The sequence below is a fragment of the Burkholderia sp. GbtcB21 genome, assembly GCF_019091065.1.
GTDB lineage: Bacteria > Pseudomonadota > Gammaproteobacteria > Burkholderiales > Burkholderiaceae > Burkholderia > Burkholderia pyrrocinia_C.
Window position 1 is genome coordinate 82,838 of record NZ_JAGXKA010000006.1, and the last position, 12,278, is coordinate 95,115.

A 12,278-nucleotide genomic window follows, 5' to 3' on the forward strand; every position below is an offset into this window, starting at 1 on the left:
CATGCGGGGCACGCAGCGCGTCAGGTGCGCTGCCCCGAACAAGGAAATACATGACTGTCGCTCCCGTCACGCTGGCGGTGCTGATCGCCGCCACGCTGATCATCGCGCTGCTGCCGCTTGTCCTCTTCCGTATCCTGCGCAAGCCGCTCGCGCTCAACCGCCGCGACACGATCGTCGGCGTCGCCGTCTTCACGCTGTTTGCGATGATCGTCGAACGCGCGTTCCACGGGCTCGTGCTGAGCCAGACGCCGGCGGATGGCTGGCTGACGCAGCCGCTCGCGTTCGTCGCATACAGCGCGCTCGCGACCGCCGTATTCGAGGAAGTCGGCCGTTATCTCGGGATGCGTTTCCTGAACCGGCGCTACGGCGCGTCGGCCGGCGACGGTCGCGCGATCGGCTACGGGATCGGCCACGGCGGCGCCGAAGCGTGGTTCGTCGGCGTGCTCGTATGGGGCCAGTGGTCGTATCTCGCGTGGCTGGCAAGCCGCGGCCAGCTCGAGACGCAGCTTTCCGACCTGCCGGGCGATACCGTCGTTAGGCTGCACGTGATGCTCGCGACGCTGTCGGCACAGTCGATCCTGCTGTTGCTGCTCGAACGCTGCGCGGCGTTCGTGCTGCAGCTTGCGCTGTCGGTGCTGATGTGGCGCGGTGTGCGCGCCGGCCGTGCGGGCGTGCTGCCGCTCGCGATCGTGCTGCATGCGCTCGCCGCGGCGCCGGCGCTGCTGTACCAGGTGCGCGTGCTGCCGGCCGCATGGGTCGAGGCCGCGTATTTCGTGCTGGCCGCGATCCTGGTCGTCGTGATGGTGAAGACGTGCCGGCCGCCGCGTACGGCTGCCTGACGGGAGAGACGGGATGGACGACTATCTGATCGAATGCCGGAGCGCCGAATTCGACGCGCTCGCGCGCGTGATCTGCGATCTCTTTCCGGAGCAGACGCGCTTCGCCGAAAGCAGCGACGAGCGCGGGCGGTTCCTGTCCGTGCACTGGCTCGCGATGCGTTTCGGCGCGACGCCGAAGCGGATGACGCTCGATATCCGCATCGTGCCGGCCGCGCTCGCGCGTTATCTCGCGCTCAAGCCGATGCAGCGCGCGCGCAGCCATGCGGTGCTGCATGCGTATACGGAAGCGATGCTCGGGTCGCTCGAGGAGCGCCACGCGGCCGGCGAGGCCGTCGAGCGCAGCGCGGAACTCGAACTCGACGAAGACTTTGCGTGAGCATGCGCGCCGGCTTCATGCCGGCGCGGCGGATTACGCGTCGCGGTAGACCTGCGCGAAGCGCTGCGCCTGCACGACGCCGTAATCGCCGGGTGCGTACTGCATTACCCAGTCGCCGGCGACACCGCGCAGCGTGTCGCCGTTTTCCGAGCGGGCGATCGTAAACGGCTCGTCCATCCGGCGTGCGAGCACGACGGCCGGCCGGTTCCGATAGGCGCCCGGTGCGCCGTGCGCAAGTGCCGGATCGGCGGGCAGGTATTTGGCGTCGAAGCGCGCGCGCGACACGACCCAGCGGTCGCCGGTCGAGCCCGTGATCAGCGCGTCGCCCGCGACATAGCGGTTCGGGCCTTCGAGGCTCATCAGTTCGCCGTCTGCGTCCGCGAATGAAACGGCGACGGTTTCGTCCTTGACGACGCGACGGGCCTGCGGGTCGGTACGCAGATCGATGTGCTTGAGTTCGAGCATGGCGAGGAAGTGCGGGAAAAGCCGGGAGCTTATCCCGAATTCGGCGCGCCGTGTGACGCGCCGATCGCCGGCAGGACGCGCGGCGCCGTTCGGCCCGTAACGGGCAGCTCGGCGCCGGCGGGGAGGGCGTCAGGGTTGCGCGGGTGCGCTTGCGGCCGGCGCGGCTGCCGCCTTGCCTTCCTTGGCCTTCGTCTTGCCCTTGCCGCGGTGCTCGCCGCCATGGTTCAGCCAGCTGCGGAACGTCGTGTCGGCCAGCGCCTTCTGCTCGGCCGGGAAGCTCGCGTAGAGCGGCGCGAATGCGTCGGAGAGCTTTTTCGCGCCGTCGGCGTTCGCCTGCGACAGTTCCGCATACTGCTTCATGTCGTCGAGCGCGGAGACGTCGTGCTTGGCCATCCGGTCGCGATAGAGGCGGCCCATCGTTTCGCCGTTGTCGCGCATCGTGTCGGCGAACGTCTTCCATTGCGGTTCCTGCGCCGACGTGATCTTCAACTGGTCGTGCAGGTACTTGATGCGCTGCTCGACGCGCGCTTCGTGGCGTGCCGCGCGCTGCTCGGCGCTCGGGGCCGATGCTGCGGCCGCAGCCGTCGTGGCCGGAGCGGGCGCTTGCGGCTGCGCCGGGGTTTGCGCGAACGCGCTGGCTGCAACGGCGAGCGTAGCGAGGGTGAGCGAGATTTTCTTCATGGTTGGCTCTCCGGGGTGGTGTCTTGCGAGCGGGCGCGGCGGCAATTGCCGCAAGCACGCATCTCGCGTCGCACATTATTAGTAGCACGTTGCGTGCAGCGCGGTAGTGAATGCGACACTTGCTTACATCCGATACGAATCGAAATTGAAAGGGACATAGCGGATTGGCGCGGTGCTGGCGATGGTCCGGCACGTACCGGCGACGGGCTCGGCAAGTGAACGGCAAGTGAACGGCAAGCGCGATCCGGATGCGGTCGTTGCGCACGGGCAAGGCAGCGAGGTCGCATGACGGCGTGCGATGCCGTTTGGGCGTACCGGCGTTCGGCGCTATCATCGCGTCACCTTCCACTTAGCCGGCGCGTGCCGGCCCGGCCTCATGCGTCCACCCCGCCTCGACCAACTCGACGATCTCGACCGGCAGCTCGTCGCGCTGCTGCAAGCCGATGCGCGTGCAAGCGTCGCGGATCTCGCGCGCCAGCTCGACGTCGCGCGCACGACGGTCGTCGCACGCATCGCGCGGCTCGAACGCACCAACGTGATCGCCGGCTACAGCCTCCGGCTCGGGCAGGACGTGCTCGACGCGAGCATTTACGCGTATGTCGGCATCATCCTCACGCCGAAGTTCGGCAAGGACGTGTTGCGCAAGCTCGACCGGATGCCCGAAGTGCAGTTGCTGTGCGCGGTGAGCGGCGAGTACGACTACGTCGCGTGGCTGCGCGCCGATTCGCCCGAACGGCTCAACGACCTGCTCGACCAGATCGGCACGCTCGAAGGCGTCGAACGCACGACGACGTCGATCATTCTTTCGCGCAAGATCGATCGCGGGACGATCGGCGGCTGATGCGCACCTCGCGGCATCGCATTTGATGTCGCAGTCGAGTATTTCGCACAGGTATCTGCGTGATCCGCGAGCACATTCGTGCGCGCCGAGTGCATGAGCCTCCTCGTATTCGACACCGCCGTGCCCGATGTTCCGCAGGGGCGCAGACGGCCCAGACGGCCGTTTCCACGCGTCGTTCGACGCATCCATGCCGCATTCTCTTGCGCATTTCCGCACATGACGAGTGCGCGTCGTTCCTCCTTCTTTCCGCGTTCGAGAACGCAGGCCGTAACGGTCCGCTTGCGGCACGAGCTATACGCGATTTTTAGATGATTTGGTCGTTTGGACGAAATGAATCGTCATTTCGTCGAAATTATTGGTCGTTTCGCATCATTCTTCGTCTTGGAACTGATTTTGCGCGTCCCTAAACTGTGTTCATGGCTCAACGCCGTCCACAACAGCAACCCATCATCAGGAGATAAGCGCATGAAAATCGCCATCGTCGGCGCAGGTCTGATCGGCCACACCATTGCTCACATGCTGCGTGAAACGGGCGACTACGAAGTCGTCGCGTTCGACCGCGATGCCGATGCGCTCGCAAAGCTGTCGCGCGAAGGCATTGCGACGCAACGGGTCGACTCGGCCGACGCGAACGCGATTCGCGAAGCAGTGAAGGGCTTCGATGCGCTCGTCAACGCGCTGCCTTATTACCTCGCGGTCAACGTCGCCGCCGCCGCGAAGGCTGCGGGCGTCCATTACTTCGACCTGACCGAAGACGTGCGTGCGACCCACGCGATCCGCGAACTGGCCGACGGTTCGGACCGTGCGTTCATGCCGCAATGCGGCCTCGCGCCGGGCTTCATCGGCATCGCCGCGCATGAACTCGTGAACGGCTTCAGCGAAGTGCGCGACGTGAAGATGCGCGTCGGCGCGCTGCCCGAGTATCCGACCAACGCGTTGAAGTACAACCTGACGTGGAGCGTCGACGGCCTGATCAACGAATACTGCCAGCCGTGCGAAGCGATCCGCGATGGCCGCAAGCAGTGGGTGCAGCCGCTCGAAGGCCTCGAGCACTTCTCGCTCGACGGCACCGAATACGAAGCGTTCAACACGTCGGGCGGCCTGGGCACGCTGTGCGAGACGCTGTCGGGCAAGGTCGAGACGCTCGACTACAAGTCGGTGCGCTACCCGGGCCACCGCGAGCTCGTCCAGTTCCTGCTCGAGGACCTGCGCCTGTCGACCGACCGCGACACGCTGAAGTCGATCATGCGCCGCGCGGTGCCGTCGACGAAGCAGGACGTCGTGCTCGTGTTCGTCACGGTGACGGGCGTGAAGGACGGCCAGCTCGTGCAGGACGTGTTCACGCGCAAGATCTTCGCGAAGGACGTGTGCGGGATGCACATGAGCGCGATCCAGATCACGACGGCCGGCGCGATGTGCGCGGTGCTGGATCTGTTCCGCGAGAAGAAGCTGCCGCAGAGCGGTTTCATCCCGCAGGAAAAGGTGTCGCTGAAGGCGTTCCTGTCGAACCGCTTCGGCAAGCTGTACGAAGGCGGCACGATGGAGCGCGTGCACGCGGTGGCCTGACCACCCGCCAGTCTCAGGCACGAGGGCCGTACGACGCCGGGAGCGCAGCAGCGCTTCCGGCGTTGTTTTTTGTGGGGAGAGAGAAGGGCGCCGGTGCCGGTCAGGCCGGCAGCGGCGGGACGATCGTCGCGGCGGGCGCGGGCGGCACGACGCGGTACAGCAATGCGTCGACGTCCGCGTCGGACGGTGCGGTGTTGTCGAACATCACGATGCCGTCGCATTCGTGGCCGGTCGGTACGAAGCGGCGCTGCCGGTATTCGTCCCAGTGCGCGAGCTTGTACGCGTCGTTCGGGTTGCCACGCGCGACGATCCGCGCGTGCGCGACGTCTTCCGACGTGTGGACCCAGACGACCGTCAGCGTGACGTCGGGCGCGATGCCGAGCCACGCGCGGTCGAGGATGCGCCGGTCGCGCACTTCGCGCGACAGCGGGCCGACGACGATCGCGCTGATGCCGAGCGCAAGATTTTCACGGGCCGTGTCGAGCAGGCCGTGGTATTCGGGATCGCGCAGATGCTTCAGGTAGAGCGGGCTGTCGCGGTCGTTCGGATCGTCGGTGAGCGCGCCCATCGCGGCCGAGCTGTAGCGGCCGTACAGCGTGTCCTTGTCGAGCAGGCAGAAAGCTTCGCCGGTCGCGCGCATCAGCGGCCCGATGAGCCGCTTCGCGAGCGTGGTCTTGCCGGTGCCGGCGTGACCGCAGAAGAACACCAGGTGCGTCACGAATATTTGCTCCCCGACCCCTGGCTCGACGTGTCGCTGCGCTTGTCGCCGCGCGAGAACACTTCCGCTTCCAGCCACATCGCGTTGATGATGCCGAAGCCGAGTGCCACGCCGATGCCGAGTATCCACGAGAAATACCACATGGGTCTGTCTCCTTGACGGTTGGGCCGCACGGCCGTGCGGCGTACGTGCCGAAGTGCGTTGGTGCGCGTGCTGCGGTGCACGCAGCACGATCATGACCAATATCGGCGTGCCGCGCAAGCCGGGCCGACCGTGCAGCAAACCGGTAAACTGATGCGTAAACCGCAACATCACCGACAACATGCTGATCAACTGTGCTGCATACCAGGACGGCCGCAAGCTGGCCGACATCGATATCGACGCCATCAGCGACTACGTGTCGAAGCCCGAATGCTTCGTATGGGTCGCGCTGAAGGATCCGACGCCCGACGAAATCGACCTGATGGGCGAGGAGTTCGGGCTGCACGAACTCGCGCTCGAGGATGCCCGCAAGGGGCATCAGCGGCCGAAGATCGAGGAGTACGGCGATTCGCTGTTCGCGGTGCTGCATATGGTCGAGCTCGACGGCGACGGCGAACTCAAGGTCGGCGAGCTGAACGTGTTCGTCGGCCCGAACTATGTGCTGTCGATCCGCAACCACACCGAGCAGGACTTCCGCGATGTGCGCAAGCGCTGCGAGCGCGAGCCGCATCTGCTGCAGGAAGGCTCGGCGTTCGTGTTCTACGCGCTGATGGACCAGGTCGTCGACCGCTATTTCCCGATCCTCGAAACGCTCGGCGCCGAGCTCGAGGAACTCGAGGACCGCATCTTCACGAAGGCCACGCCCGCGTCGTCGCGCGCGATCATCGAGGATCTCTATTCGCTGAAGCGCCGCCTCGTGATGCTGCATCAGCACACGGCGCCGCTGATCGAGCCGCTCGCGAAGCTCACGGGCGGACGCATCCCACAGATATGCAGCGGGATGGAGCATTACTTCCGCGACGTGTACGACCATCTGCAGCGGATCGTGAAGACGATCGAAGGGCGGCGCGAGATGGTCGTGACGGCGATCCAGGTCAACCTCGGAATGATCTCGCTCGCCGAGAACGAGGTGACCAAGCGGCTCGGCTCGTTCGCGGCGTTGTTCGCGATTCCGACGATGATCGCCGGCATCTACGGGATGAATTTCGCGAACATGCCCGAGCTGCACCTGAAATACGGCTTCTACGGCTGCATTGCGGTGATGGTCGCGGCCGATCTCGCGCTGTGGTGGCGCTTCAAGCGGGCAGGGTGGCTGTAGCCTCGCGCGTCTAGCGCGGCGCGTGCTTGCCGACCACGACGCGCCACGGGCGCACGCGCCAGGATTTCACGAGGCCGTTCTGCACGTACGGATCGGCGCGCGCGAACGACTCGGCCGCTTCCGGCGAATCGCCTTCGAACACGAGCACGGCCTGATCGGCCGGGTCCGACAGCGCGCCGGCGAGCACGAGTTCGCCTCGCTCGGTCGCGGCCTGCGCGAGCGCGAGATGCTGGGCGCGGAACGGCTCGCGACGGGACAGGTAATCGTCGACGAGTTCGTAAATCAGCTGGTAATGCATGCGTTGCTCCGGGAAGAATCGGCGGCCGTGGCCGGTGTGTCGGCGCGGCCGTCGGTCGGTCTGCTGCGGCCAGTATAGGACAGCCGGGCGGCAGTGGCGCGACGCAAGCGGAAGCGTACCTTCGCCTTCAGAAATGCAACTAACGGTCCGGTTTTCCTACGCCCCGAAATCCCGACCGCGACCGCGCCTTTGATGCAGCGGAGTCTGCAGGGCGGGCCCCGGCAGGGAAGGCGCGATCATGATCCGTCCGCCCCGGCGGCCCACGCTACGCCTTGTATCCGATCGTGCGCAGCAGATCCTTGCGCCAGCGCACGTCGTCGTCGTTCTCGACGCCGAGCGGCGGAAAGCCGTCGACGACACCGACGATCCCGCGTCCTTGCGCGGTTTCCGCGACGATCACGTCGGTCGGGTTCGCGGTCGCGCAGTAGATCCGGCAGACCTCCGGCACGGCCTTGATCGCATTGAGCACGTTGACCGGATAGAAACCGTCGCCGAGGAACACGATGAAAGCGTGACCGGCGCCGATTGCGAGGGCGTTGCGGCACGCGAGTTCGACGAGCTCCGCATCGGTGCCGGAACGGCGCACGAGCCGCTTGCCCGATGCCTCGCAGAACGCGAGCCCGAAACGGATGCCGGGCACGGTGCCGACCAGCGTCTCGTGGATGTCCTCGACGGACTTGATGAAATGCGACTGGCCGAGGATGAAATTCATGGCCTCGGGCTTGTCGACGGCGACGGTGTGCAATTGCGGCATGGCGGACCTCGTCTGGCGATGCGGCGCGCGCGCCGCAATGGGCTCTCCAAGCTTAGTACGCGGCGGCCGGCGCCGAAAGCGGCGGGCGCGTCCTATCCTTCGTTGTGTATGGCGCGCGAGCGCGAATGCAAAGGAGGGCGAAATGGACGTGCGACAAGGCTTCGTCGACTGCGTGGGTCGCACACCGTTGATCCGGCTGGCGAAGCTCAGCGCGGAAACGGGCTGCGAGATCCTCGGCAAGGCGGAATTCATGAATCCGGGCGGCTCGGTGAAGGATCGCGCGGCGCTCTACATCATCCGCGACGCCGAGCAGCGCGGCGCGCTGAAGCCGGGCGGCACCGTCGTCGAGGGCACCGCGGGCAACACGGGCATCGGTCTTGCGCATATCTGCGCGGCGCGCGGTTATCGCTGCGTGATCGTGATTCCCGACACGCAGTCGCCGGACAAGATGGCGATCCTGCGCACACTCGGCGCCGACGTGCGCCCGGTGCCGGCGGCGCCGTACCGCGACCCGAACAACTATCAGAAGATTGCCGGGCGGCTCGCGGACGAACTCGACAACGCGGTATGGGCCAACCAGTTCGACAACGTCGTCAACCGGCAGGCTCACTACGAGACGACCGGGCCGGAAATCTGGCGCGACACGGCGGGCACGGTCGATGCATTCGTCTGCGCGACCGGCACGGGCGGCACGCTGGCGGGCGTGAGCCGCTACCTGAAGGAGCAGAATCCGGAGGTCCGGATCGTGCTTGCCGATCCCCACGGCAGCGGGCTCTACGGTTACGTGAAAACGGGCGATCTCGGCGCCGAAGGCAACTCGATCACCGAAGGCATCGGCTCGACGCGCGTCACCGCGAATCTCGCCGGCGCGCCGATCGATGACGCCGTGCGGATCGACGATACGCAGTGCGTGAAGATGGTCTACCGGCTGCTGCGCGAAGAAGGGCTGTACGTTGGCGGATCGAGCGGCATCAACGTCGCGGCGGCGGTCTGGCTGGCCCGCCGGATGGGCCCGGGACACACGATCGTGACCTTGCTGTGCGATCGCGGCGACATCTATCGCGCGCGGCTTTTCAACCGCGAATGGCTGCGCGAAAAGGGGTTGGAACCTGGGTTGGAGCCCGAATGACGAAGGGGCGAGGCGGCGATTTCCATCGGCCCGAATGCGAACTATGCTGAACGAATCCGGTGCGAACGCCGTTCGCTCGATTCGTCAGACGAGGTGTGCCATGTCCGTGTCAGCCACCCTGCAGGATTGCCTGCGCCAGAAGTCATCGCGGTACGAAGTCGTGTACCACCCTTATAGCCATACGAGCATGGAGACGGCCGCCGCCGCGCATATTCCCGGCGATCGCCTCGCGAAAACCGTGCTCCTCGAGGACGACGAGGGCTACGTCGCCGCCGTGTTGCCGACGACGCACGCCGTGCGCCTGTCGGATCTCTGGGTGAAGACGGGCCGCCATCTCGTGCTCGCCCGGGAGGTCGAATTGCGCGAACTGTTCAAGGATTGCGACATGGGCGCGCTGCCGCCGGTCTGCATGGCGTACGGGATGAAGACGTTCCTCGAGGAGCGCCTCGCGCAGCAGCCGGAAGTCTATTTCGAGGCCGGCGACCACGAAGCGCTGATCCACATGACGCAGGACGAATTCCTGGCGCTGATGGAGACGGCCGAGCGCGCGCATTTCTCGCACAAGATGCAGGGGATGATGTCGTCCTGATGCTGGTGGTTGCGGGCGGTTGTTGTGGCTGGTTGGGACGACGACGGCTTCGAGGGTCGTCGCGAGTTGCCGTGTGTCCTTGATGTCGAGTTGGAGGTTCGGCGTTCGGTCGGGAAAAAGAACGGCGGCGGGCGACCGGAGAGGCGCGATTGCGGCGTTGTCTGGCGGTGATTTCAGTTGGGTTTTCGGGTGAATATCATATTTGACATAATCATAATTATCGAAATTAAATCGCGTAGTGGCTAGATTGAAATGTCCGCTTTTGGCTACATAGAAATGTCCGCTTTCGGGCCGCGTAAGCTGACCGGTCGCCGGGTATCCGGCGCCGGAGGCTGCGATGGCTGCAACGGAGCGGATCACGATGACGATGCGAGAGCTGGACCGATTCAAGGTCATTCAGGACGTAGCCGACGGCAAGCTCAAACCATGGCGTGCAGCGGAACGGCTGGAATTGACGAGCCGGCAGGTCCGCCGACTGGTCGCCCGGTTACGTGAGCACGGCCCGGTGGGATTGGTGTCGGGACACCGGTCGAAGCCCGGCAACCGCCGCCTGGATCCAGGAGCCGCTGACCGGGCGCTGTCGATCATCCGTGATCGCTACGCTGATTTCGGGCCGACGCTGGCCTGCGAGAAGCTCTGGGAGTGTCACGGCATTCGGCTGGCCAAGGAGACGGTCAGGAAGCTAATGACGGAGGCTGGGTTATGGATTCCGCGTCGGCAACGACCGCCGAAGATTTATCAGCCGCGTGCGCGCCGGGCGTGCCTCGGTGAATTGATTCAGATCGACGGCAGCGATCATCGGTGGTTCGAGGAACGGGCGCCGGCCTGCACGCTGCTGGTGTATGTGGACGACGCAACGAGCCGGCTGATGATGCTGCACTTCACGCAGACCGAATCGACGTTCAGCTACTTCGAGGCAACACGGGCATACATCGAACGGCACGGCAAACCTGGGGCGTTCTACAGCGACAAGGCCAGCGTATTCCGCAACGTGAAGCCAGGAAAGACCGGTAACCGTGTGACGCCGTTCGGCCGCGCGATGTACGAGCTGAACATCGACACGTTCTGCGCGAACAGCAGCTCGGCCAAGGGGCGCGTCGAGCGCGCGCATCTGACGTTGCAGGACCGCTTGGTCAAGGAGATGCGATTGCGCGAAATTAACACGGTGGCCGACGCCAACGCATACGCGCCCTCCTTCATGGCCGCCTACAACACACGCTTCGCGAAGCCGCCGAAGAGCGACTTCAATGCACACCGGTCGCTGCGGCCCGACGAGAGTCTGGACGTGGTGCTGACATGGCGTGAGCCGCGGAAAGTAACGAAGTCGCTGACGGTACAGTATGACCGGGTGATGTACTTACTGGACGACACGCCGGAGAACAGGAAGCTGATCGACCGGCAGATCGAGGTGTGGGAGTACCCGGATGGACGGATCGAGCTCCGTGCTGACGATCGCGTGCTGCGCTGCCGGCAGTACGATCGTTTGGCTGAAATCGATCAGGGTGCCGTCGTCGAGCACAAGCGTTTGAGCCATGTGTTGCAGGTCGCGCAAGCGCTTCAGGCGCAACGCGATAACCGCCGAATCGGTAAAGCGCCGTCTCGAACGCATCGTGGCGACTCGACGCGGACTAACCGAAACGAGGCCGAGCCGGGTAAGAAGAAGCAACGCAAGATCACACAGGCCGACGTCGAGCATGTGATCGTCGATCTGGCGCAACGTCGTCAAACCGCCAAGCCAGCGGACAAACCTGGCCGTCGGTCTGCAAAAGCTGAGGAAGCGAGCGTAAGCGCCCTGCCCGTTCAGGCGCCGACCTTCGACACTGCGTAACGGTTAAAGCGAAGAAAGAGACGCTGCAAAACCAACCTTAAAACCGGACATTTTTAAATAGCTGGCAGGTGGACATCTGAATCCGGGTACGACAAATCGCCGAACGATATCTGACCCCTAAAGTCGTTGCACGGCCCACATCGCGCCATATCCAAGCCCGCGCCGGCAACCCAGCGCCGGAGGCTTCGATGGCTGCAATGGAACGGATCGCCATGATCTGCTGGGATGGTTGTCCCCGAGCCCGACTCTTCCTACTCTTATAGATTCATCATGCTTCGAGACCCGAAATGGTAGACGTCAGACTAAACGTTGGACTGGTCGATCAGAGCGGCGTGAAGATGACCAAGTCAGGTTCCAAAGAGGTGAAAAACGCGTGCTGGTATGCCGCGGCGTGCATGGTTTCGTACTACTTCCGCCCTGGACCGCGCCGGGGCATTCCGAAGCTATGGCAGGCGGACCGGGGGCTCCCCGAGGCAAGGATCCTTGAGTTATGCGCCGCTGAAGGACTCGTGCCGCTTGATCAGCCCGACAAGATCACCCCGGAGTGGCTCGCCGCGGTACTGACGGACTCCGGTCCGATCTGGGCTGCGGGTCATTTTCTGGATGAACCGGGTCATGTGATCGTCATTACCGGCATCCAGCATAGCGTCGTTCACTACAACGATCCGGAGGGGCCTCCCGCACGCACGATGCTTTTGGGGACGCTTGACTCCGGAAGATGGAAGCCCGACGGGCTGCTGGTGAAAGATCCGAGCCGCTATTGAGGTTGCGTTTGTCGGGGGCGAACAAGGTCGACGTAAATTCCTGTCACAAGCGCGCGGGTTGGACAGGAATCTGCCCCTGCTTGCACCGGAGGTGATCCCGCCGGCTTTCCGCGGCGCTTCCGGTCCCGAT

General features: G+C 64.8%; 15 protein-coding genes. 9 read left to right on the forward strand and 6 right to left on the reverse strand.

Annotated features, from left to right (window positions below; genetic code table 11):
- Positions 1-50: 50 nt before the first annotated feature.
- Complete coding sequence (locus KVT39_RS15955; protein WP_217589559.1) at positions 51-839, forward strand: YhfC family intramembrane metalloprotease; 789 nt, start codon at positions 51-53, stop codon at positions 837-839.
- 13 nt (positions 840-852) lie between these two features.
- Positions 853-1,215, forward strand: a complete 363-nt coding sequence (locus KVT39_RS15960; protein WP_034181369.1) for a DUF3022 domain-containing protein — start codon at positions 853-855, stop codon at positions 1,213-1,215.
- 33 nt (positions 1,216-1,248) lie between these two features.
- On the opposite strand, the gene KVT39_RS15965 is transcribed toward KVT39_RS15960, so the two are convergent.
- Together KVT39_RS15965 and KVT39_RS15970 are read right to left on the reverse strand one after the other, a co-directional pair.
- Entirely contained in the window at positions 1,249-1,680 is a 432-nt protein-coding gene (locus tag KVT39_RS15965; protein WP_021160921.1) for a PGDYG domain-containing protein, read from the reverse strand.
- Between the two features lie 129 nt (positions 1,681-1,809).
- Positions 1,810-2,361, reverse strand: a complete 552-nt coding sequence (locus tag KVT39_RS15970; RefSeq protein WP_217589560.1) for a Spy/CpxP family protein refolding chaperone — start codon at positions 2,359-2,361, stop codon at positions 1,810-1,812.
- Positions 2,362-2,737: 376 nt separating this feature from the next.
- On the opposite strand from KVT39_RS15970, the gene KVT39_RS15975 reads away from it, so the two are divergent.
- Together KVT39_RS15975 and KVT39_RS15980 are read left to right on the forward strand one after the other, a co-directional pair.
- The gene (locus KVT39_RS15975; RefSeq protein ID WP_217589561.1) at positions 2,738-3,202 is read left to right on the forward strand and encodes an Lrp/AsnC family transcriptional regulator; all 465 of its coding nucleotides are present in this window, start codon (positions 2,738-2,740) and stop codon (positions 3,200-3,202) included.
- Positions 3,203-3,667: 465 nt separating this feature from the next.
- Entirely contained in the window at positions 3,668-4,768 is a 1,101-nt protein-coding gene (locus KVT39_RS15980; RefSeq protein ID WP_034181371.1) for a saccharopine dehydrogenase family protein, read from the forward strand.
- A 100-nt stretch (positions 4,769-4,868) separates the two neighbouring features.
- On the opposite strand, the gene KVT39_RS15985 is transcribed toward KVT39_RS15980, so the two are convergent.
- Together KVT39_RS15985 and cydX are read right to left on the reverse strand one after the other, a co-directional pair.
- Positions 4,869-5,486: an ATP-binding protein gene (locus KVT39_RS15985; RefSeq protein ID WP_217589562.1), complete on the reverse strand. Its 618-nt coding sequence runs from the start codon at positions 5,484-5,486 to the stop codon at positions 4,869-4,871.
- Complete coding sequence (gene cydX / locus KVT39_RS15990; RefSeq protein WP_034181373.1) at positions 5,483-5,629, reverse strand: cytochrome bd-I oxidase subunit CydX; 147 nt, start codon at positions 5,627-5,629, stop codon at positions 5,483-5,485. Before cydX ends, KVT39_RS15985 begins: the two co-directional genes overlap by 4 nt.
- Positions 5,630-5,808: 179 nt before the next feature.
- Here cydX and corA point away from each other — a divergent pair, with 179 nt between their 5' ends.
- The gene (gene corA / locus KVT39_RS15995; protein WP_034181374.1) at positions 5,809-6,786 is read left to right on the forward strand and encodes a magnesium/cobalt transporter CorA; all 978 of its coding nucleotides are present in this window, start codon (positions 5,809-5,811) and stop codon (positions 6,784-6,786) included.
- A gap of 10 nt (positions 6,787-6,796) precedes the next feature.
- Here the strand turns inward: corA and KVT39_RS16000 are convergent, their stop codons facing one another.
- Complete coding sequence (locus tag KVT39_RS16000; RefSeq protein WP_034181375.1) at positions 6,797-7,084, reverse strand: YciI-like protein; 288 nt, start codon at positions 7,082-7,084, stop codon at positions 6,797-6,799.
- A 265-nt stretch (positions 7,085-7,349) separates the two neighbouring features.
- Positions 7,350-7,838 carry an adenosine-specific kinase gene (locus KVT39_RS16005; protein ID WP_152863539.1) on the reverse strand — a complete coding sequence of 163 codons (489 nt, stop codon included), beginning with the start codon at positions 7,836-7,838 and terminating at the stop codon, positions 7,350-7,352.
- A 142-nt stretch (positions 7,839-7,980) separates the two neighbouring features.
- Here KVT39_RS16005 and KVT39_RS16010 point away from each other — a divergent pair, with 142 nt between their 5' ends.
- The 4 genes from KVT39_RS16010 to KVT39_RS16025 all read left to right on the forward strand — a co-directional run bounded on the left by KVT39_RS16010 (position 7,981) and on the right by KVT39_RS16025 (position 12,148).
- Complete coding sequence (locus KVT39_RS16010) at positions 7,981-8,967, forward strand: cysteine synthase A (protein ID WP_131948857.1); 987 nt, start codon at positions 7,981-7,983, stop codon at positions 8,965-8,967.
- Between the two features lie 100 nt (positions 8,968-9,067).
- The gene (locus tag KVT39_RS16015) at positions 9,068-9,556 is read left to right on the forward strand and encodes an aminoacyl-tRNA deacylase (RefSeq protein WP_105392611.1); all 489 of its coding nucleotides are present in this window, start codon (positions 9,068-9,070) and stop codon (positions 9,554-9,556) included.
- 337 nt (positions 9,557-9,893) lie between these two features.
- On the forward strand, positions 9,894-11,384 hold the full coding sequence (locus KVT39_RS16020) for an ISNCY family transposase (RefSeq protein WP_217589563.1): 1,491 nt from the start codon (positions 9,894-9,896) through the stop codon (positions 11,382-11,384).
- Positions 11,385-11,671: 287 nt separating this feature from the next.
- On the forward strand, positions 11,672-12,148 hold the full coding sequence (locus KVT39_RS16025) for a papain-like cysteine protease family protein (RefSeq protein ID WP_105390103.1): 477 nt from the start codon (positions 11,672-11,674) through the stop codon (positions 12,146-12,148).
- The last annotated feature ends 130 nt before the right edge of the window (positions 12,149-12,278 follow it).